This is a genomic window from Sphingomonas sp. CBMAI 2297, assembly GCF_029870595.1.
Classification (GTDB): domain Bacteria; phylum Pseudomonadota; class Alphaproteobacteria; order Sphingomonadales; family Sphingomonadaceae; genus Sphingomonas.
In genome coordinates, this window is record NZ_JAPDIR010000009.1 from 112,180 (window position 1) to 131,432 (window position 19,253).

The following is a 19,253-nucleotide window of genomic DNA, read 5'->3' on the forward strand; positions in this document are numbered from 1 at the left end:
TCTAGTTCGTTCCCCGCGCGGCCGAACCGCGCATCTTGTAGAGTCCCTCGGCGAGCACGCCGTGGATCTCGGCACCGCTCAGGTTCAGCTTCTTCCTGCCCGCACAGGCATTGATCGCCGGCACGATCCGCTTGAAGGCCGCGGCCTCGGCAGGCGAGCGCCGCGCGCTGCGCACGAATGCATCGCTCGCGACCGGATCGCGCCCCGCCACACAGGCGCCGAGCGCGCGGCTGCCGGTCGCGCCGTCCGCCACGGCATTGGCCGGCACCGGCACGGCCGGGCTGGCAAGATAGAGCTGCTCGATCAGCGCCCAGCGCACGAAGCGGCCGCCCGCGCTGACCTCATCGGCGCGCGCGCCGCAATGCGCTTCGGCGAACAGGCCCAGCACATCCGCGGAAGGGCGCTCGCCCGGAAAGCCCAGCTCGACCACCTTGCCCGCGTCGCCCGGCTCCTTCGCCACCGCACAGGCGGCAAGCGCGTGCAGCCGCGCCTCGCCCGCCGTGCTGACGGCCCAGTCGGTATCTTCCACGGGCCGATCGAGGCGCGCATTGCCCTGAGCGGACATCTGGCCCATGTCGACGCCCCAGGGCGTCTGGGCGTGCGCGCTCGCGCCCGCAAAGACGCAAAGGGCCGCAGCCAGGGCGAAGCATTGCCTCATTGCGCGGCGCTGCCCTTGCGATAGACCCACAGGCCCTCGGCGACGCCGGCGCGGAGCTGCGCCTTGCTGAAGCCCACCTTGGCGCTGCCCGGCGTGCAGCGGCCAACCGCGTTGACCACGGCCGGGAGCGCCGCGCGCTCTTCCGCCGAGCCCTCGCCGGTGCGGACGAGCGCATCGGCCGCGACCGGATCGCGCGTCACCGCGCAGCGGGCGAGATCATATTGGACCAGGTTCGGATCGCCGCTGCCCTGGAAAGGCGCCGGATCACCGGCCAGCGCCGCCGGAGCAGCCGCATAGGTCTCGGTATAGACCTGCCGGGCGATCGCGCCGCGAACGATCTCCTCGCCGCGATCGCGGCCGATGATCGCGCCACAGGCGCCGTTCTTGTCGGCCAGCTTCTTCGCCGCGCTCTTCGATTCCCCGCTGCCGACCTTCGTCGCGAGCAGCGCGGTGGCGGCCGTGCGATCGGCATCGACCGCGCACTTGCCAAAGGCCGCCGGGCCCTCGGCATTCTGCGCATGCGCCGCCGGCACGATCGCCAGCATCGCCGGGACCGCGAGCATCATCAGGACCTTGGTCATTCCGCTGCCTCCTGCATGCCGGCACCCGCCTGGCGTTCGTTGATCCGGCGCTCCAGCTCCGGACGGAAATGACGGATCAGGCCCTGGATCGGCCACGCCGCGGCATCGCCGAGCGCGCAGATCGTGTGGCCCTCCACCTGCTTGGTGACCTGCTGGAGCGTGTCGATCTCGCTGATATCGGCATCGCCGGTGCGCAGACGCTCCATCACGCGCCACATCCAGCCGGTGCCTTCGCGGCACGGCGTGCACTGGCCGCAGCTCTCATGCTTGTAGAAATAGCTGAGACGCGAGATCGCGCGGACGACGTCGGTCGACTTGTCCATCACGATCACGGCGGCGGTGCCCAGGCCCGAGCCCAGCGCCCGCAGCCCGTCGAAATCCATCGGGCAGTCCATGATCTGCGCCGCCGGCACCAGCGGCACCGAGGAGCCGCCCGGGATCACCGCGAGGAGGTTGTCCCACCCGCCGCGGATGCCCCCGCAATGCTTCTCGATCAGCTCGCGGAACGGGATCGACATGGCCTCCTCGACCACGCACGGCTTGTTCACATGGCCCGAGATCTGGAAGAGCTTGGTGCCCTTGTTGTTCTCGTTGCCGAAGCTGGCGAACCATTCCGGGCCGCGCCGCAGGATCGTCGGGACGACCGCGATCGACTCGACGTTGTTCACCGTGGTCGGGCAGCCATAAAGGCCCGCGCCCGCCGGGAAGGGCGGCTTCAGGCGGGGCTGGCCCTTCTTGCCCTCGAGGCTCTCGAGCATCGCGGTCTCTTCGCCGCAGATATAGGCGCCGGCGCCGCGATGGACGAACACGTCGAAGTCATAGCCCGACTTGCAGGCATTCTTGCCGAGCAGGCCGGCGTCATACGCCTCCTTCACGGCGGCGAAGAGCGTCTCGGCCTCGCGGATATATTCGCCGCGGATGTAGATGTACGCCGCGCGCGCGCGCATCGCGAAGCCGGCGACCAGCGCGCCTTCGATCAGCTTGTGCGGATCGTGACGGATGATCTCGCGGTCCTTGCACGAGCCCGGCTCGGACTCGTCGGCGTTGATCACCAGGAAGTTCGGCCGATCCGGGCGCGGTTCCTTGGGCATGAAGCTCCACTTCATGCCGGTCGGGAAGCCGGCGCCGCCGCGACCGCGCAGGCCCGACGCCTTGATCCTGTCGATGATGACGTCGTTGCCGAGCGCCAGCAAATCCTTGGTCTTGTCCCAATCGCCGCGCTGCTGGGCAGCCGGCAGGTTCCACGGCTGGAAGCCGTAGACATTGGTGAAGATGCGGTCCTTATCCGCGAGCATTTATCGGCCCTTCCCCACCATGTTCTGAATAAAGATGTACGCGAGCACGCAGAGCCCGAGCACGATCGCGATGCCGACCAGCTTGAAGGCGATCTTCAGCGTCCAGCCGAGCACGACGATGCCGCCGATGATCGCGAGGATGACGAAGACGAGGTTCTTGGTCTCCGGCTTCATCACCATTCCCCCCGATAATCGTGGTTCCCGGTCTCCATCGCCGCCAGGTTGGTCGGCTCGCCGAGCGGTTCCACGGTGTGGCGGCCGGGCTCCTGCGTGCCGGTCTTGGGGCTCTCGCCCCGCGCCAGCGCGTCGAGGATCACGAGAGTCCGGTCATAGTCCAGATCCTCGTAATTGTCGTCGTTGATCTGGACCATCGGTGCCGAGGAGCAATTGCCCATGCACTCGACCTCGGTGAGCGTGAACAGCCCGTCCTCGGTGGTGTGGCCTTTTTTCAGCCCCCGCGCCTTGCAGGCGGCCATCACATCGTCCGATCCGCGCAGCATGCACGGCGTCGTGCCGCAGACCTGCACGTGATAGCGGCCAACCGGCACCAGGTTGAACATGGTGTAGAAGGTCGCGACCTCGAAGATGCGGATGTACGGCACGCCCAGCTCGCGCGCGACGAACTCGATCACCGGGATCGGCAGCCAGCCCTGGGTGTTGGTCTCCGCGCCGACCTGGCGCTGGGCCAGGTCGAGATAGGGGATGCTGCACGAGAGCTGCCGGCCCGCCGGATAGCGGCCCATGATTTCCTGTGCCTTGACGGCATTCTCCGCCGTCCAGGCGAAATTGCCCCAGCGCGCGCGGGTTTCCGCTTCGTTGGGAAGTTCGGGTGCGTCGGCCATTAACGGATGAACTCCACGCGATCGACCAGGTCGTCGGCGAAAGAATAGATGGACATGACTTCGAAAGGCTCGCTCTCGGGCGAGCGGGCGACCTTCTCGTGGAGCACCACGGTGTCGCCCAGCATATAGCTGTTCAGGATGTCGGCGCGGTTCTGCGGGAATTCGGCGAACATCGCCTTCAGCCCCAAGCGGACGCCTTCCCTGCCCTCACGCAGCACCGCGCCGCGATAGCCCGCCTCGCAGGCATCGTCAGTCATCAGCGCGACATAGGCGTCGGCATCCTGCGCATTGTAATGCGCGATCATCTCGTGCGCGATCGCGATGCGATCCTGGCTCACCGGTCGCACTCCCCGAACACGATGTCGAGCGCGCCCAGGATGGCGGTGATGTCGGCGAGCATATGGCCCTTCGACATGAAGTCCATCGCCTGGAGATGGCTGAACGCGGTCGGGCGGATCTTGCAGCGATACGGCTTGTTGGTGCCGTCCGCGACCAGATAGACGCCGAACTCGCCCTTCGGGCTCTCCGTCGCGACGTACACGTCGCCCGCCGGCACGTGATAGCCTTCGCTGAACAGCTTGAAGTGGTGGATCAGCGCTTCCATCGACTGCTTCATCTCGCCGCGCCGCGGCGGCGCGATCTTGCGGTCGAGGGTGAGCACGGGACCTTCCGGCATCTGCTGGAGGCACTGCTTCATGATGCGCGCGGACTGATAGACTTCCTCGACGCGGACCATGAACCGGTCATAGCAGTCGCCACGCGTGCCGACGGGAATGTCGAACTCGACCCGGTCGTACACGTCATAGGGCTGGGACTTGCGGATATCCCAGGGGATGCCCGCGCCGCGGATCATCGGGCCCGAAAAGCCCCAGGCCACCGCGTCCTCGCGGCTCACCACCGCGATATCGACGTTGCGCTGCTTGAAGATGCGGTTCTCCGCGACCAGGCTGATCGCGTCGCCGAACAGGCGCGGCAGGCGGGTGTCGAGCCATTCGGCGATGTCGGTCAGCAGCTTGAGCGGCACGTCCTGGCGGACGCCGCCCACGCGGAACCAGTTCGAGTGCATGCGCGCGCCGGAGGCACGCTCGAGGAAGTTCATGCAGTCTTCGCGGATCTCGAACATCCACAGGTTCGGCGTCATCGCGCCGACGTCCATCACGTGCGAACCCAGGTTCAGCATGTGGTTGCAGATGCGGGTCAGCTCGGCGAAGAACACGCGCAGATACTGGCCGCGCAGCGGAACCTCGAGGTTCAGCAGCTTCTCGACCGCCAGCACATAGCTGTATTCCATGCCCAGCGGCGAGCAATAGTCGAGCCGGTCGAAATAGGGCAGCGCCTGGGTATAGGTCTTGTACTCGATCAGCTTCTCGGTGCCGCGGTGGAGCAGGCCGACATGCGGATCGATGCGCTCGATGATCTCGCCGTCCAGCTCGGTCACCAGACGCAGCACGCCGTGCGCCGCCGGGTGCTGCGGACCGAAGTTGATCGTGTAGTTCGCGATCTCGGTGTCGCCCTTTTCCGGCTTGCCGCCGTCGGTGACACCTTCGATCTCGTCGAGATATTCAGCCATTACGCTTCACCCTCCGGCGCCTTCCTGGCGCGCGGCTTGCGGGGTTTCCTGACCGGCTCCGCATCGGCGGCGCCGTCGCTGCCCTCGGTCTTGGCAGCCTTTGCCTTGGCCGCCTTGGTGGCGGGTGCCGGCTTGGGAGCTTCTTCCACGACCGCCGGAGCCGGCGCGCCCTTCGCCTCGGGCTGCGGCTTGGGAGCCGGAGCGGGCGCAGGCGCGGGAGCCGGCGCCGCGGGGGCAGCCGCCTTCTCGTCGCCCGGCAGCACGTATTTCGCGCCTTCCCAGGGGCTCATGAAGTCGAAATTGCGGAAGTCCTGGGCCAGCGTGACCGGCTCATAGACCACGCGCTTCGCCTCTTCCGAGTAGCGCAGCTCGACATAGCCCGTCAGCGGGAAGTCCTTGCGCTGCGGATGGCCGACAAAGCCATAATCGGTCAGGATGCGGCGCAGGTCGGTATTGCCCGAGAAGAGCACGCCGTACATGTCGTACACTTCGCGCTCGAGCCAGCCCGCGACCGGCCAGACGCCGGTGACGCTGGGGACGGGCTTCTCCTCGTCGGTGCGCACCTTCACCTTGATGCGGTGGTTCCGCGTCAGGCTGAGCAGGCAATAGACCACTTCGAACCGCTCCTCGCGGTCGAGATAGTCGACGCCGGCGATCTCCATGAGCTGCTGATATTCCAGGCCCGGCGTATCGCGCAGCAGCGTGAGCCCCTCGACCGTGCGGGCGCGGTCCAGCACCAGGTTCACTTCGCCGACACTATCCTCGGAGAAGAGGAGGATATCGCCGAGCGCCGCCTTGGCCGCCTCGATCACGCCCTCGTTCGAGGCGAAGCGCGGCGCGGAGGTCTTCACCACGCTCATCGCTCGATCGTCCCGACGCGGCGGATCTTACGCTGGAGCTGCATCACGCCATAGAGCAGCGCCTCGGCGGTCGGCGGGCAGCCCGGGACATAGATGTCCACCGGCACGATCCGGTCGCAGCCGCGCACGACGCTGTAGCTGTAATGGTAATAGCCGCCGCCATTGGCGCAGCTGCCCATCGAGATGACGTATTTCGGCTCCGACATCTGGTCGTAGACGCGGCGCAGCGCCGGGGCCATCTTGTTGCACAGCGTGCCGGCCACGATCATCACGTCCGACTGGCGCGGCGACGCGCGCGGCGCGGCGCCGAAACGCTCCATGTCGTAGCGCGGCATGTTGACGTGGATCATCTCGACCGCGCAGCAGGCGAGACCGAAGGTCATCCACCACAGCGAGCCGGTACGGGCCCATTGGAACAGCTCCTCGGTCGACGTGACCAGGAAGCCCTTGTCGCCGAGCTCGGCATTGATGTCGTTCAGGAAGCCGACGTCCGGGAGAGTTCCCGGCGGGGGCGGCGTCGTGGTGAGCTCTACTCCCATTCGAGCGCTCCCTTCTTCCAGGCGTAGACGAGGCCGAGCGTCAGCTCGGCGATGAAGATCATCATCGAGATCCACGCGGTCCAGCCCAGCGAGAAGACCGAGACGGCCCAGGGGTAGAGGAACGCCGCTTCGAGATCGAAGATGATGAACAGGATGGCGACGAGGTAGAAGCGCACGTCGAACTGGCTGCGCGAATCCTCGAAGGCCGGGAAGCCGCACTCATACTCGCTGAGCTTGGCCTCGGTCGGCTTGTGCGAACCCGTCAGCCGGCTGACCAGCATGGGCAGGAACACGAAGGCGCTCGAAAGCGCGAGGGCGACCCCGAGGAACAACAGGATCGGCAGATATTGTGACAGGTCGACCAAGGGCCTTCTCTTCTCGCGGATGCGGAATCTGAGGGGGCTTCTAGGACTCACTTCCCCGGGACGCAACGCCTCGACGGGTGAGAATGACTCGCAAGAAGAACCGGTTGTGGATGCCTTGGTCCGGAAGCCTTCCGAAACCGCGTTTCCAGGGGCCGCGGCATCGCCGGAACCGCACCGCGCCGGCGCAATCGCGCATTGCCATGGGGTGATTTATATGTGCAATACACTTGCCATTGTGAAATTTTGTGAACGGGGTGTCTTCACATGATCGCACGGACTCTGCTGCTCGGGATCGCACTGGCCATGGCCGCCTGCCCGGCCCTTGCCCAACCGGGCGCGGCGACGAAACCGGCGGCGGCGCTCGACGAGCGCGAGATCGCGGGATTCCCGCATGCGCGGCTCTATCGCATCGCCGGCGAGACGCGCCGCCCGGTAGTGGTGATCCTGCCCGGCGCCGAGGGCGGCGACGAGGCCGGCCGCCGCTTCGGCCCCATCCTGGCAAGGCTCGGCTATGCGGCGGTGAGCCTGCCCTATTACTCCCCCAACTGGGGCAAATATGGCCCGCCCCCCGCCTTTCCCGACCTGCCCGGCAGCTTCATCGACATCCGCGTGGACCAGCTGGCCGGCCTTCGCGCCGCGCTGGCCAGGCTCCCCGGCGTCGATGTCGAGCGATTCGGCCTGTTCGCCGGGTCCAAGGGATCGGAGTTCGCGCTGGTCGCGGCCAGCCGCTATGCCTGGATCGACGCGGTGGTCGCCTACACGCCGTCGGATCTGGTTTGGGAAGGCTGGGGCCCGGAGATGCTGGAGGCGGAAGGCACCCGCTCCTCCTTCTCCTTCGCCGGCAAGCCGCTCGCCTTCATGCCCTATCGCGGGTTCGTCGCGGGGCTGCAGGCCGGCCCCGCCGCCGATCTGCGCGCGATCCACGAGAATGGTCGCGCCGACCATCCCGATCGCGAAGCCGCCGCCCGCATTCCGGTCGAGGACTATCGCGGCGCCCTGATGCTGATCACCGGCGATGCGGACCGGCTGTGGAATTCGGGCCGGATGGCACGCAACATCGTCGCGACGCGCAAGGCCAGGGGGCTGGAGACGCAGGCGCTGATCTATCCGGACGCCGGCCACGACCTGGGTGGCGGATCGGCGGAACCGCGCGTCGATCCGCGTGGCGGCGGCACGCCGGAGGCGAACGCCAAGGCACGCGCCGATGCCTGGCCGAAGATGGTGGCGTTCCTGGCGGCGACGCTCCGCCCCTAGGTCGGGAACCCGGGCAGGCCCTTGAAATCACTTCCGTCATCCCCGCCTTCGCGGGGATGACAGTGAAGGACATTGCTCCCAAAGATCAGCGCAGCGAGTTCGCCACCAGCTTGTGCAGCTTGGAGTGCAGCACGTCATTGGCCGCGAGATACTGGTTGCGCTCGCGCGACAGGTCCTGCCCGCGATAGTCGGTCACGAAGCCGCCGGCCTCGCGGATCAGCAGCATGCCCGCCGCCACGTCCCAGGGCTTCAGGTTCGATTCCCAGAAACCGTCGAACCGGCCCGCGGCAACCCAGGCGAGGTCGAGCGCCGCCGAGCCCAGCCGGCGGATCCCGGCCACTTCGGGCGCCACCGCGCCGAAGATGCGGCTCCATTCGGCGAAATCACCATGGCCCAGGAACGGGATGCCCGTGGCGATCAGCGCCTCGTCGAGATGGCGGCGCGCCGAGACGCGCAGGCGCTGGTCCTGCAGCCAGGCACCGCGGCCCTTCTCCGACCAGAAGCTCTCGTCGGTGAGCGGCTGATAGATATAGCCGTGCGTCACTTCGGGCTTGCCCTGGGCGCCGTGCGGGTCCTCGACCGCGATCGAGATGCAGAAATGCGGGATGCCGTGCAGGAAGTTGCTGGTCCCGTCGAGCGGATCGATGATCCAGCGCGGCTTGTTGGGATCGCCCGCGATCTCGCCGCGCTCCTCGACCAGGAATCCCCAGTCCGGCCGCGCCTTCTGGAGCTCCTCGATCAGCGTGTCCTCGGCGCGCCGGTCGGCGAGGCTGACAAAGTCCGCCGGCCCCTTGCGGCTGACCTGGAGGTGCTGGACTTCGTTGAAGTCGCGGCGCAGGCGCGGGCCGGCCTTGCGGCAGGCGCGCTCCATGACGGTGATGAGGCCGGAATGCGAAACCATTAGACGGAGCCCTTACGCTCGAAAACCAGGATGCGGGCTTCGCCCACGGGGTGCGCGACATGCTCGTCGCCGATCTCGGCCACGAACATGTCGCCGGCAGCCAGGCGCGCCACATGCTCGCTACCGTCCAGACGATAGTGCATGTCGACTTCGCCATCGAGGACGCAGAACAGCTCGGCACCGTCATTGACGTGCCAGCGATAGGGCTGGTCCGTCCAATGCAGGCGCGCCGTCGCGCCCTCGATCTCGACCAGATCGCGCGCGCCCCAGGGCCGCTCGGCCCGGAAGCTGCGCGCGTCTCTGATCACGCTAGGCATCAGTCCGCGCGGCGGACATAGGCCTGCTCGTACACGTCGACGACGATGCGCGTGCCCGAGGCGATGTGCGGCGGCACCATGATGCGCACGCCATTGTCCAGCACGGCGGGCTTGTACGACGACGAGGCCGTCTGGCCCTTCACCACCGCATCGGCCTCGACGATCGTCGCCTCGATCGTGTCGGGCAGCTGCACGCTGATCGCCTCTTCGTCATAGAGTTCCATGATCACGTCCATGCCGTCCTGCAGGAAGGCGGCGGCATCGCCGAGCAGGTCGCGCGGCAGCGTGGTCTGGTCGTAGGTTTCCTTGTCCATGAACACCAGGCTGTCGCCCTCGGGATACAGGAACTGGAAGTCCTTGGTGTCGAGGCGCACGCGCTCCACCGTCTCCGCCGAGCGGAAGCGGACATTGTTCTTGCGGCCGTCGCGCAGGTTCTTGAGCTCGACCTGCATGTACGCACCGCCCTTGCCGGGCTGCGTGTGCTGGATCTTCACGGCACGCCAGATGCCGCCTTCATATTCGATGATGTTGCCGGGACGGATGTCCACGCCGCTGATCTTCATGGTCGAGACCTATGGAACTGAGAAAGAGCTGAGCCGGCGCCTTTAGCCGCGCGCGGGGACTTGGGCAAGCCATCCCGGTTCTTGCCGGCCACGCGGGCGGAAGCCGGGGTCTCGTGCCGCATGCTGTCCGATTTGCCGCACGAGATCCCGGCTTCCGCCGGAATGACGGATCACGGCCGGGCATTCCGCAGCAGCGGATAGGGATTGACGTTCCGCCCCTGCCACCAGCCCTCGCCCGGCCGCATGCGCTTGATCTCGAAATGGAGGTGCGGCGCGCCGCCCGCCGCGCTGCCGCTATTGCCCACCGTCGCGATGCGCTCGCCCTGGCGCACCGGCTGCCTCTCGTCCACCAGCCGGCTGTCGAGATGGGCATAATAATGGATCGTCCCGCCGTCCCGGGTGCGCACATAGAGGGTGTGGCCGCCATTCACGCTCTCGAAGACCTTCTCGACCGTGCCCGCCGCCGCGGCGAGCACCGGCGTGCCCCTGGGGGCCATGATGTCGATCGCATGATGCTCGCGCGCGCCGTTGCCGCGGCTCTGGCCCCAGCTGTCGCTGAGCTGGCCGGCGGCCACGCCCTCCACGGGAATGATCAGCGCGGCGGCATCATCCGCATCGTCCGCGCCGGCGGGAGCGGCGTCCTGGGGCCCCGCAAGCTGCGACGGGGCGGCCGGCGCGGCGGGCTGCACCGTGATCCGCACCAGCGACAGGAACCCCGCCGCCATCAGCGCCAGCAGCACGGCCAGGCTCCAGCCGGCCCGCTTCGCCCAGAGCCCCATCGCGCCTATTCCTGGAACACTGCCCTGGTGCCCGGCTTCACCATCAGCGCGAGCCGCGCCGCATCCCAATTGGTCAGACGGATGCAGCCGTGACTCTCGGTGCGGCCGATCAGCTGCGGCTCGGGCGTGCCATGGATGCCGTAATGCTCCTTGGAAAGATCCAGCCACACCACCCCCACCGGGCCGTTCGGCCCCGGCGGCAGCATCGCCGGGTCACTGCCCTTCTTCGCGTCCCAGAACAGCTTGGGGTTGTAGTGGAATTTCGGATTGGTGTCCGCCCCGTTGATCTTCCAGGTGCCGATCGGCAGCGGATCGTGCGCGCTGCCCATGGTCGCGCTGAACTGAGCGACCAGGCGCCCCTGCCCGTCATACACCTTGAGCACCTTCTCGCTCTTGTCGACCACGATGTGATCGGCCTCGGGCACCTTGGCCTCGACGTTGAGCATGTTGAGCGTCCGCCGCCATTCCGGCTTGATGTCCGCCGGATAGTCGCGCGATGCAGGAAGCGCATTGGGGAAGCGGAACGCCGCGCCCGGCACGATCCTGCCGCCGCCCGGATTGAGCTCGACCAGCACCTCGGGCGTGGTGTGGAACATCTCGGCCAGCTTCTCGAGCGGGCGGGTATAGGCGAGCGAGGCCAGCCTGGCCTGCTTCTCGGGGTCCTTCGGGATCGGGTTGACATAGGGCCCGGCCAGCGTCCCGGCGTCGAGAGTCAGCCGCCGGACCGGACGCAGCGAGGCATAGGGCGCGAGCGCGCGCAGCGTCGCCGGATCGAGCGTGCCGGTCGCGGGCATGCCGCGCGCGGTCTGGAACCCCTTCAGCGCCGCCGTGAGCGACTGGCCCGGGCGCCCGTCGAGAATGCCGGGCGAGAAGCCGAGATGATCGAGGATGACCTGGGCATGGAGGATGGAGTAATCGATCGGCGGCCTGCCGGAAGTTCCCCCCTGCCCCGCCGCGGCGGGACCAAAGGAGACACAGGCGAGGCAAGCCGCGAATCCGACAAATTTCCGCACCGAATCAAGCTCCTGCAGATGACGTTCCGCAAGAACAACGGCTGGAACTCCGAGTGTTTCCGTCGTCCCGGCCCGGACGACGTCCGGGATCAGGCCAGCAGCGCGGCGAACGCCTTCATCGCGGCTTCCTCGTCCCCGTCCCATATCGCGCCGGAAACCGCGAGGAAGTCCGCGCCCGCCTTCACCAGCGGCGGCGCGTTCTCGGGCGTGATCCCGCCGATCGCGACGCAAGGCAGCTCGAACAGCGCCGACCACCAGCTGAGGATCACCGGCTCGGGGCGATGCCGGGTCTCCTTGGTGGCGGTGGGATAGAAGGCACCGAACGCGACATAGTCCGCCCCCGCCTCGCCGGCTTCCATCGCCAGGTGCCGGCTGTCGTGACAAGTCACCCCCACCTGCACCTGCGGGCCGAGCACGGCGCGCGCCTCGCGCGGATCGCCGTCCTCCTGCCCCAGATGCACGCCATCGGCACCCAGGCGCTTGGCCAGGCTGACGCTGTCGTTGACGATGAAGGCGATGTCGGCATCGGCGCAGATCCGCTGCAGCGGCTCGGCAAGGCGTGCCGCCTCGTGCTGGTCGACGCCCTTCACCCGGAACTGGAACGCCGCCGCCGGCCCGGCACCGAGCGCGCGCTTCAGCCGCTCGGGGAAGGCGCCGCCCACCTCGCGCGGCGAGATCAGGTAGAGCTGGCAGGGCGGACGACGTACGTCCCGCTCGAACTGCGCGGCGAAATTCGGGTCGAGCGGCGGCAGGCCGTCTTCATCCAGGTCGGTCATCGGGGGAGCCTTAGCGAAAGCCGGTTGGCTTCACCACTATCGATCGAAACCGAGTGGCGGCCGGGCCCCGGCCAAGGCAGGATCGCCGCAGGATAACAAGCGGAAGGGGGATTCGCATGTTCAGCATGTTCAAATGGCCAATCGGCCGCGCCGGCCGCGGCGCGATGTTCCTGTGGCTGATCCTTGGCAGCCTGGGCTTCTCGGCGATCAAGTTCTTCGCCTTTCGCCAGGTCGCTCTCGGAAGCATCCAGCTCGGCTTCCGCTCCGAGGCGATTGCGCATCCGACTTTCTTCCCGCTCTGGTACGTCGCATTGGAAGCAGCATTCGACCTGGCGCTGCTTGTCGTGGCGATTGCCCGGTTGCACGACATCGGCAAACCGGGTTGGTGGCTCTTCGGTTTCGTTGCGCTGGCGGCCCTCGCATCATTGCCCGGACTCGGCGTGCTTTTGCTGGTAGCGCTGGTCCTCTGGATCGCTCTGCTGTTCTGGCCGGGCACTTTCGGCCCCAATGCCTACGGCCCGCACCCACTCGGCTGGGAGTCGCGCGAGCAATATGAGGCGCAGATGCGCGCGTTGCGGGAACATGCCCCGCCGGGCAAAGCCTAGCCGGCCCGCACCACCGCAATCAGGAACCCATCCCAGCCCTTGTCGCCCACCGTCTGGATCGCGGTGGCGTCGAGGCGCGGCTCGGCTGCGACCGCGTCGAACAGCGCGCGGGTGCCGAGCACGCTGGGATCGGCGCTGTCCGCCTCCAGGACCCTGCCGCCGCGGACCACATTGTCGACCAGGATCACGCTGCCCGGCCGCGTGAGCCTGAGCGCCGCGTCGAGATAGGCCCGGTTGCCGGGCTTGTCGGCGTCGATGAACACCAGGTCGAACGGCCCCTCACCCGCCGCGATCATCGCTGCGAGCGTCTCCGCCGCCGGTCCGACGCGAACGTCGCAACGGGCATCGAGCCCGGCCCGCGCCAGATTGGCCCGCGCCACCTCGGCATGATGCGGCTCCAGTTCGAGCGTAACCAATTGTCCGTCCCCCGGCAGGGCACGGGCGAGGCAGATCGTCGAATAGCCGCCCAGCGTCCCCACTTCGAGGATGCGCCGCGCGCCGGACATTCGGGCGAACAGCTCGAGCATCCGGCCCTGCGCCGCCGAGACATCGATCGCCGGCAGCCCGCCCGCGGCATTGGCCGCCAGCGTGGCGCCGAGCGCCGGGTCCGCGCCGATCAGCTTGCCGGCGATATAGCCGTCCACCGCGATCCAGTCCTGCGCCATGCCCGTCTCCGCCGCGCCGATTGCCACTTGGCCCAGGATGACCCAAAGTCGCCCCGATGGGGAGAGGCTTGCGCGGATTTGGTCGACGGGGTGCCCTGGCGGGGTCCCTCGCGCTTGCCGCCTGCGGTGCTCCCGCGCCCGAGAGATACCTCGCGCCGGTGCCCGCGGCGGAGCTGGCCGGGCTGCTGCCCGGGCACCTCATCCGCCGCGAACCCATGGCCCCCTGCGACGCGGGGCCGCTCAGCTTTCCCGCGCCGGGCAAGTTCCTCGCCTATAATGGCTTCGGCAACGCCTCCGGAACCTATCGCGTCGTCGATGGAGCGGTGGAGCTCGACGGCATTTCCGGCGGCAAGCGGGATCGATTCCGCATCCGCTTCGCCCGGGACCCGAAGGGCACTCTCCTCCACGCCTATCCCGACAGTGAACTGCGCCCGGCAATACTCGATCCGATCAATGCCGGAACCGTGGCGACCGGCTGCCACTAGCGCCTAGCTCTTGATCCCGATTCCCGTCACGGGCCGCGTCTCGACATGGGTTTCGAACCCCGCGATCAGCGGCCGTCCCTTGGCGATCGCCGCCTGCACCGCGGGCAGCTTGAGCGAGTCGGCGTGGAACTGCCGGGTCTTCCAGATCTCGGTGATCCAGATGCCGTCGGCGTCCTTCAGATCCTCGGCGATCAGATAGGCCATGCAGCCCGGCATGTCGCCGGTGCCGCCGGAGAGCAGCGCGACCAGCTCGGCCCGCTTGCCCGGCCGCGCCTTGATCTTGCCGATCAGGCCATAGGGCTCGACTTCTTCCATCCGCTTCCCCCGTGCCGGCACGGACCCGGCCAGCATCGCCATGGCGAGCCCTGCCAGCACGGGTCGGCGACCGATCATTCCTCGTTCTTGTAGATGCGCACGAGCTTGTCGAGCATCGCCAGCGCCTCGTCGCGGGGGCGCTGGAAGGTGTTGCGGCCGATGATCGAGCCATTGCCGCCGCCGTCGCGGATATCGCGCGCGTCCTGATAGACCGCATCGGCGCCCTTCGCCGCGCCGCCCGAGAAGACGACGATGCGGCGGCCGGCGAAGCAGCTCTGCGCGACATGCTTCACCCGGTCCGCCTGCGCCGACCAGTCGGTGCCCTCATAGACCTTCTGGGCTTCCTTCTGCTCGATATGCGCGCTCGGCAGCTTCACCTTGATGATGTGCGCGCCGAGCAGCGCCGCCATGTGCGCGGCATAGGCGCCGACGTCGAGCGCCAGCTCGCCGTCCTTCGAAAGCTTGCCGCCGCGCGGGTACGACCAGATCACCGTGGCGATGCCGACCGAGGCGGCCTCGGCGCGCAGTTCCTTGATTTCCTCCATCATGCCGAACACGTCGTCGGCACCCGGATAGATGGTGAAGCCGATCGCCGAGCAGCCGAGGCGCAGCGCATCGTCGACGCCACCGGTGACGGCCTGGTCGATCGAGGTCGCCCAGCTGTTCGAGCTGTTGACCTTGAGGATGGTCGGGATCTGGCCGGCAAAGGTATCGGCCCCGGCCTCGATCATGCCGAGCGGCGCGGCATAGGCGCTGAGGCCCGCGTCGATCGCCAGCTGATAGTGATAATGGGGATCATAGGCGGCGGGGTTCACCGCGAAGCTGCGTGCCGGACCATGTTCGAAGCCCTGGTCCACCGGCAGGATGATCAGCTTGCCCGTGCCGCCCAGCTTGCCCTGCATCAGGATGCGGGCGAGATTGGCCTTCACGCCCGGATTGTCGGACTCGTAATTGGCGAGGATGGCTTTGACAGCGGGCGTGATCGACATGGATTTTCCCTTGTTCGTGTAGTGCTGAACGAGCCCCTATCGCCCGGTTTCGCAAGCGAAAAGCCTGACAACGCTGCCACCGCACGGGCTTTTCCGGGAAGGGCGGCGAAAGGGGGCCCCGGGGCCGCGCTTGACGCCTCCCCCGGCCCGCGACAGCATGACGCCGGGCAATGGGGGACGGAACATGGGAATCGCTTCGCTTTCCAGGCGGCTGGCGCTCGCCGCGCTGCCACTGGCACTGCTCGGCGCCGCGCCGGCCCCGCGGCCGATGTTCGCGGCGGTCAAGGAAGGTCAGCCGGCGCCGCCATTCACCCTGCGGCTGATCAACGGCGGCAAGATCTCCTTCGAGGAGTTGCGCGGCAATGTGGTCGTGCTCAATTTCTGGGCGACCTGGTGCGTCCCCTGCCGCACGGAACTGCCGACGCTCGATCGCTATTACGAACTGCGCAAGGACGCCGGTCTCCGCGTCTATGCCGTCACTACCGAGGATTCGCTCAAACCCTATCAGCTCAAGAAGCTGTTCGACGTGATGCACATCGAGCCGGTGCGCTCGATCAAGGGCCCCTATGACGTGCTCGGCGGCGCGGTGCCCACCAATATCGTCATCGATCGCAACGGCGTGGTCCGCTATGCCAAGGCCGGCGCGTTCACGCTGGAGAGCCTCAACGCGCTGCTGGTCCCGCTGCTCAACGAAAAGGCCAGATAGCGCCGGTCAGTGCATCGTCGCGAGGCTCGGCGCCTGCTGCCCGGCCCGCGCCGGAACGCCGCCCGCCACCTTGAACCGCGCGGCCTGGGCGGCAAGCTGCGCGACTTCGTTCGACAGCGACCGCGAGGCGGCGGACGTCTCCTCGACCATCGCCGCATTCTGCTGCGTGGTGCGGTCCATCGATCCGATCGCGCCGTTGATCTCGGCGATGGCGCTGGCCTGCACGGCATTGTCCGCCGCCATCCCGTCGACCAGCTCGTGCACTTCGCCCACGCCCTCGCAGATGCCCGCCAGCGCGCCGTCGACCCGCTCGACCGCCGCGACGGCGGCATGGATGTCGCTCTGCGTCACGGTCAGCTGGTCGCGGGCGCGCTTCGCTTCCTCCTCGGCCCGCATCGCGAGCGCCGAGACCAGATCGGCGACCACCGCGAAGCCGCGTCCCGCCTCGCCGGCACGCCCGGCCTCCACCGCGGCATTCATCGCCAGCACGCGCGTCTGGAAGGCAATCTTGTCCAGCCCCTCGATCACGCCGTCGATGCCCTTGGCGCTTTCGCTCACCCGGCCCATCGCCTGCACTGCCTCGTCGGCCACTTCGCGACCGCCCCGCACGGTCCCGATCGCTTCGCCGGCGCGCGCCACGGTGCGTGCCGCGGCCTGGGTGCTGGTCCGCAGCCTGGTATCGACCTGGCTGATCGCGGCATTGGTCTCCTCCAGGCTCGCCGCATTGCTCTGCGTGCGCTCGGCGAGATTCTCCGAGGCGTCGGCGATCTCGCTCGCGCCCGAGCGGATCGCCTCCGCGCTGTCGCGCACCGCGCCGATCAGCGTGCGGAGATTGCCCAGCGCATCGTTGAAATTGCGCTGCACGCTCGCATAGCCCGAGGGGAAATCGCCGCCGATATGCGCGGTCAGGTCGCCTGCCGAGAGCTTGCCCAGCCCCTCCGCCAGCGTCTCGACCACCAGGCGCTGCTCCGCATCCGCGACGGCCTTGGCCGCATCGGCGGCTTCCTTGGCGATCGCGGCGTCGCGGAACACGAGCAGCGCGCGGGCCATGTCGCCGATCTCGTCGCGGCGATCGGCATCGGGCACCTCGACGCGATTGTCACCGCCGGCCAGGCGCTTCATCACGCCGGTCATGAACAGGATCGGGCTGCCGAGCAGCTTGCGGAGCAACGCCCAGAGCGCGCCCGCCGCCACGACCAGCGCGATCCCGCCGATCACGATCGAGCGCTCCTCCTCGCGGCTGGCCTGGTCGATCGCCGCCAGGCTTTGCTGCACGTCCCGATATTTCTCCTCGCGCAGCGCCTCGGCGCCCTGGGCAAGCGTGCGCACGCCGGCCGAAGCACGCTCGTCCCGGAGCAGCTCGCGGGCCCGCGCCGCTTCCGATGCGGACATGTGCGCGAGCAGCGGGGCCACCGTCTCGGCGCGCCAGCGGGCCACGCCCCGCATCGTCGATTCCAGCAGGGCACTGTCCTTGGGATCGGTCAGCAGCGGCTTGAGCGCCTGGGTCGCCTTGTCGAACTGGGCGATGCTGCGCTGGAAGGCGGCCGCGTCGGCGGGGTCGTTGCTCATGGTATAGCCGCGCAGATTGGCCACGGCGGCGAGCAGCGAATTCTCGATCTCGGCGGCCAGCGCCTGCTCCGCGTCGATCCTGCCATTCGCCTCGGTCAGGCTGCCGACCTCGGCCGAGGTCGTATAGACGAAGGTCATGATCGCGGCGGCGATCAGGATCACCAGCGCGAAGGCGCTGGCCAGCTTGTGCGAGATCGGCAGGGACTTGGTCATGGGCGCTCCGGGCGGCTGACGGGCGCGGAACACGCCTCTTCTCCGCATCGGGCATTATAGCCGTTTCGGTGCTACCCCTTGGGAAATCGCGTAAAATACATAAAAGAGAGGGGCATCGGCGATGCGCCCCTCCCCGTTCAGCCGCGTGCCAGCGCCGCGACGCCCGGCAGCTCCTTGCCTTCCATCCATTCGAGGAAGGCGCCGCCCGCGGTGGAGACGAAGGTGAAGTCGCCCGCCACGCCGGCCTGGTTGAGCGCCGCCACCGTGTCGCCGCCGCCGGCGACCGAGACGAGCTGGCCTTCCTTGGTAAGCGCCGCCGCGGTCTTGGCGAGGCTGATCGTCGCGGTGTCGAACGGCGGAGTCTCGAACGCGCCGAGCGGACCGTTCCACACCAGGGTGCGGCAGGTCTTGAGCACGTCCGCCAGCGCCTCGGTCGCCGCCGGACCGATGTCGAGGATCATCTCGTCCGAAGCGACTTCATGGACGTTGACGGTGCGCAGGCTCGGCGGGTTGGCCGCGAACTCCTTCGCCACCACCACGTCATAGGGCAGGTGCACGGTGCAGTTGGCGCGATCGGCCGCGTCGAGGATCTCCTCGGCGGTGCCGGTCAGGTCGTGCTCGCACAGGCTCTTGCCCACATCGACGCCGCGCGCCGCCAGGAAGGTGTTGGCCATGCCGCCGCCGATGATCAGGTGATCGACCTTGTCGACCAGATGCTTGAGCACGTCGAGCTTGGTCGAGACCTTGGCGCCGCCGACCACCGCGGCGACCGGATGCTCCGGATTGCCCAGCGCCTTGTCGAGCGCGTCGAGCTCGGCTTCCATCTGGCGGCCGGCAAAGGCGGGCAGCGTGCGGGCCAGGCCCTCGGTCGAGGCATGCGCGCGGTGCGCGGCCGAAAAGGCGTCGTTGACATAGAGGTCGCCCAGCGCGGCGAGCGCGGCGACGGCCTCGGGCGCGTTCTTCTCCTCGCCGGCGTCGAAACGGGTATTTTCGAGCAGGGCGATGTCGCCATCGCGCATCGCGTCGATCGCCTCGGCCGCGCCGTCGGTGTCGATGAAGCGCACTTCACGGCCAAGGACATGGCTGAACGGCCGGGTGACGAGCGACAGGCTCATCTCCGGGTTGCGCTGCCCCTTGGGCCGCCCGAAATGCGCGAGGACCACGACCTTGGCGCCCTTGTCCGCCAGCTCGGCGACGGTCTGCACCGCGGCGCGCAGCCGGGTATCGTCGGTCACCCGGCCATCCGCCATCGGCACGTTCAGGTCCTCGCGGACCAGCACGCGCTTGCCGGCGATCTCGCCCATGTCGTCGAGCGTCTTGAAGGGGCGGGTCATATCGTCCTCACAATTGGTCGTTGATGCGGGGGGCGACATGGCCTCCCCTCCCACCGTCA

25 protein-coding genes are annotated in these 19,253 nt (G+C 68.0%); 4 read left to right on the forward strand and 21 right to left on the reverse strand.

Going from position 1 to position 19,253, the window contains the following annotated elements:
- Position 1: 1 nt before the first annotated feature.
- The 10 genes from OMP43_RS14035 to OMP43_RS14080 form a co-directional block, all read right to left on the reverse strand.
- Positions 2-574 carry a hypothetical protein gene (locus OMP43_RS14035; RefSeq protein WP_280280155.1) on the reverse strand — a complete coding sequence of 191 codons (573 nt, stop codon included), beginning with the start codon at positions 572-574 and terminating at the stop codon, positions 2-4.
- 80 nt (positions 575-654) lie between these two features.
- Positions 655-1,239, reverse strand: a complete 585-nt coding sequence (locus OMP43_RS14040) for a hypothetical protein (protein WP_280280156.1) — start codon at positions 1,237-1,239, stop codon at positions 655-657.
- On the reverse strand, positions 1,236-2,534 hold the full coding sequence (gene nuoF / locus OMP43_RS14045; RefSeq protein ID WP_280280157.1) for an NADH-quinone oxidoreductase subunit NuoF: 1,299 nt from the start codon (positions 2,532-2,534) through the stop codon (positions 1,236-1,238). The genes OMP43_RS14040 and nuoF overlap by 4 nt, the downstream gene beginning before the upstream one ends.
- Entirely contained in the window at positions 2,535-2,708 is a 174-nt protein-coding gene (locus OMP43_RS14050) for a hypothetical protein (protein WP_280280158.1), read from the reverse strand.
- Positions 2,708-3,376 carry an NAD(P)H-dependent oxidoreductase subunit E gene (locus OMP43_RS14055; RefSeq protein WP_086129643.1) on the reverse strand — a complete coding sequence of 223 codons (669 nt, stop codon included), beginning with the start codon at positions 3,374-3,376 and terminating at the stop codon, positions 2,708-2,710. Before OMP43_RS14055 ends, OMP43_RS14050 begins: the two co-directional genes overlap by 1 nt.
- Positions 3,376-3,714 carry a nuclear transport factor 2 family protein gene (locus tag OMP43_RS14060; RefSeq protein ID WP_280280159.1) on the reverse strand — a complete coding sequence of 113 codons (339 nt, stop codon included), beginning with the start codon at positions 3,712-3,714 and terminating at the stop codon, positions 3,376-3,378. The genes OMP43_RS14055 and OMP43_RS14060 overlap by 1 nt, the downstream gene beginning before the upstream one ends.
- Complete coding sequence (locus tag OMP43_RS14065) at positions 3,711-4,946, reverse strand: NADH-quinone oxidoreductase subunit D (RefSeq protein WP_280280160.1); 1,236 nt, start codon at positions 4,944-4,946, stop codon at positions 3,711-3,713. The genes OMP43_RS14060 and OMP43_RS14065 overlap by 4 nt, the downstream gene beginning before the upstream one ends.
- On the reverse strand, positions 4,946-5,797 hold the full coding sequence (locus OMP43_RS14070; RefSeq protein WP_280280233.1) for an NADH-quinone oxidoreductase subunit C: 852 nt from the start codon (positions 5,795-5,797) through the stop codon (positions 4,946-4,948). The genes OMP43_RS14065 and OMP43_RS14070 overlap by 1 nt, the downstream gene beginning before the upstream one ends.
- A gap of 5 nt (positions 5,798-5,802) precedes the next feature.
- Positions 5,803-6,345, reverse strand: coding sequence for an NADH-quinone oxidoreductase subunit B (locus tag OMP43_RS14075; protein WP_280280161.1), 543 nt, complete (start codon positions 6,343-6,345; stop codon positions 5,803-5,805).
- Complete coding sequence (locus OMP43_RS14080) at positions 6,336-6,710, reverse strand: NADH-quinone oxidoreductase subunit A (protein ID WP_086129639.1); 375 nt, start codon at positions 6,708-6,710, stop codon at positions 6,336-6,338. The genes OMP43_RS14075 and OMP43_RS14080 overlap by 10 nt, the downstream gene beginning before the upstream one ends.
- Positions 6,711-6,974: 264 nt before the next feature.
- Here OMP43_RS14080 and OMP43_RS14085 point away from each other — a divergent pair, with 264 nt between their 5' ends.
- Positions 6,975-7,964 (forward strand): acyl-CoA thioester hydrolase/BAAT C-terminal domain-containing protein, encoded by a 990-nt coding sequence (locus OMP43_RS14085; protein ID WP_280280162.1) that lies wholly within the window; start codon positions 6,975-6,977, stop codon positions 7,962-7,964.
- Positions 7,965-8,049: 85 nt separating this feature from the next.
- Here the strand turns inward: OMP43_RS14085 and OMP43_RS14090 are convergent, their stop codons facing one another.
- From OMP43_RS14090 to thiE, 6 genes are all read right to left on the reverse strand, one after another.
- Positions 8,050-8,865 (reverse strand): inositol monophosphatase family protein, encoded by an 816-nt coding sequence (locus tag OMP43_RS14090; RefSeq protein WP_280280163.1) that lies wholly within the window; start codon positions 8,863-8,865, stop codon positions 8,050-8,052.
- Complete coding sequence (locus OMP43_RS14095) at positions 8,865-9,173, reverse strand: cupin (RefSeq protein ID WP_280280164.1); 309 nt, start codon at positions 9,171-9,173, stop codon at positions 8,865-8,867. Before OMP43_RS14095 ends, OMP43_RS14090 begins: the two co-directional genes overlap by 1 nt.
- An 8-nt stretch (positions 9,174-9,181) precedes the next feature.
- On the reverse strand, positions 9,182-9,745 hold the full coding sequence (gene efp / locus OMP43_RS14100; RefSeq protein ID WP_280280165.1) for an elongation factor P: 564 nt from the start codon (positions 9,743-9,745) through the stop codon (positions 9,182-9,184).
- A 170-nt stretch (positions 9,746-9,915) separates the two neighbouring features.
- A complete protein-coding gene (locus tag OMP43_RS14105) occupies positions 9,916-10,524 on the reverse strand; it encodes a M23 family metallopeptidase (RefSeq protein WP_280280166.1) in 609 nt (202 codons plus the stop codon).
- A 5-nt stretch (positions 10,525-10,529) separates the two neighbouring features.
- Complete coding sequence (locus tag OMP43_RS14110; RefSeq protein WP_280280234.1) at positions 10,530-11,444, reverse strand: L,D-transpeptidase family protein; 915 nt, start codon at positions 11,442-11,444, stop codon at positions 10,530-10,532.
- Between the two features lie 182 nt (positions 11,445-11,626).
- Positions 11,627-12,313, reverse strand: coding sequence for a thiamine phosphate synthase (gene thiE, locus OMP43_RS14115; protein ID WP_280280167.1), 687 nt, complete (start codon positions 12,311-12,313; stop codon positions 11,627-11,629).
- Positions 12,314-12,429: 116 nt separating this feature from the next.
- On the opposite strand from thiE, the gene OMP43_RS14120 reads away from it, so the two are divergent.
- Positions 12,430-12,918, forward strand: a complete 489-nt coding sequence (locus OMP43_RS14120) for a DUF805 domain-containing protein (RefSeq protein WP_280280168.1) — start codon at positions 12,430-12,432, stop codon at positions 12,916-12,918.
- Here the strand turns inward: OMP43_RS14120 and OMP43_RS14125 are convergent.
- Complete coding sequence (locus OMP43_RS14125) at positions 12,915-13,583, reverse strand: O-methyltransferase (RefSeq protein ID WP_280280169.1); 669 nt, start codon at positions 13,581-13,583, stop codon at positions 12,915-12,917. The two genes, OMP43_RS14120 and OMP43_RS14125, sit on opposite strands and share 4 nt — an antisense overlap.
- A gap of 158 nt (positions 13,584-13,741) precedes the next feature.
- On the opposite strand from OMP43_RS14125, the gene OMP43_RS14130 reads away from it, so the two are divergent.
- The gene (locus OMP43_RS14130; protein ID WP_280280170.1) at positions 13,742-14,068 is read left to right on the forward strand and encodes a hypothetical protein; all 327 of its coding nucleotides are present in this window, start codon (positions 13,742-13,744) and stop codon (positions 14,066-14,068) included.
- Positions 14,069-14,071: 3 nt separating this feature from the next.
- Here OMP43_RS14130 and OMP43_RS14135 read toward each other — a convergent pair whose 3' ends face one another.
- Positions 14,072-14,461 carry an antibiotic biosynthesis monooxygenase gene (locus OMP43_RS14135; RefSeq protein ID WP_280280171.1) on the reverse strand — a complete coding sequence of 130 codons (390 nt, stop codon included), beginning with the start codon at positions 14,459-14,461 and terminating at the stop codon, positions 14,072-14,074.
- Positions 14,458-15,372 carry a class I fructose-bisphosphate aldolase gene (locus OMP43_RS14140; RefSeq protein ID WP_280280172.1) on the reverse strand — a complete coding sequence of 305 codons (915 nt, stop codon included), beginning with the start codon at positions 15,370-15,372 and terminating at the stop codon, positions 14,458-14,460. The genes OMP43_RS14135 and OMP43_RS14140 overlap by 4 nt, the downstream gene beginning before the upstream one ends.
- A gap of 184 nt (positions 15,373-15,556) precedes the next feature.
- Between OMP43_RS14140 and OMP43_RS14145 the strand changes: the two genes are divergently transcribed.
- A complete protein-coding gene (locus tag OMP43_RS14145) occupies positions 15,557-16,078 on the forward strand; it encodes a TlpA disulfide reductase family protein (protein ID WP_280280173.1) in 522 nt (173 codons plus the stop codon).
- A 6-nt stretch (positions 16,079-16,084) separates the two neighbouring features.
- Here the strand turns inward: OMP43_RS14145 and OMP43_RS14150 are convergent, their stop codons facing one another.
- Both OMP43_RS14150 and OMP43_RS14155 read right to left on the reverse strand, forming a co-directional pair.
- Positions 16,085-17,860, reverse strand: a complete 1,776-nt coding sequence (locus OMP43_RS14150; protein ID WP_280280174.1) for a methyl-accepting chemotaxis protein — start codon at positions 17,858-17,860, stop codon at positions 16,085-16,087.
- Positions 17,861-17,997: 137 nt separating this feature from the next.
- Positions 17,998-19,194: a phosphoglycerate kinase gene (locus OMP43_RS14155; protein WP_280280175.1), complete on the reverse strand. Its 1,197-nt coding sequence runs from the start codon at positions 19,192-19,194 to the stop codon at positions 17,998-18,000.
- Positions 19,195-19,253 lie beyond the last annotated feature (59 nt).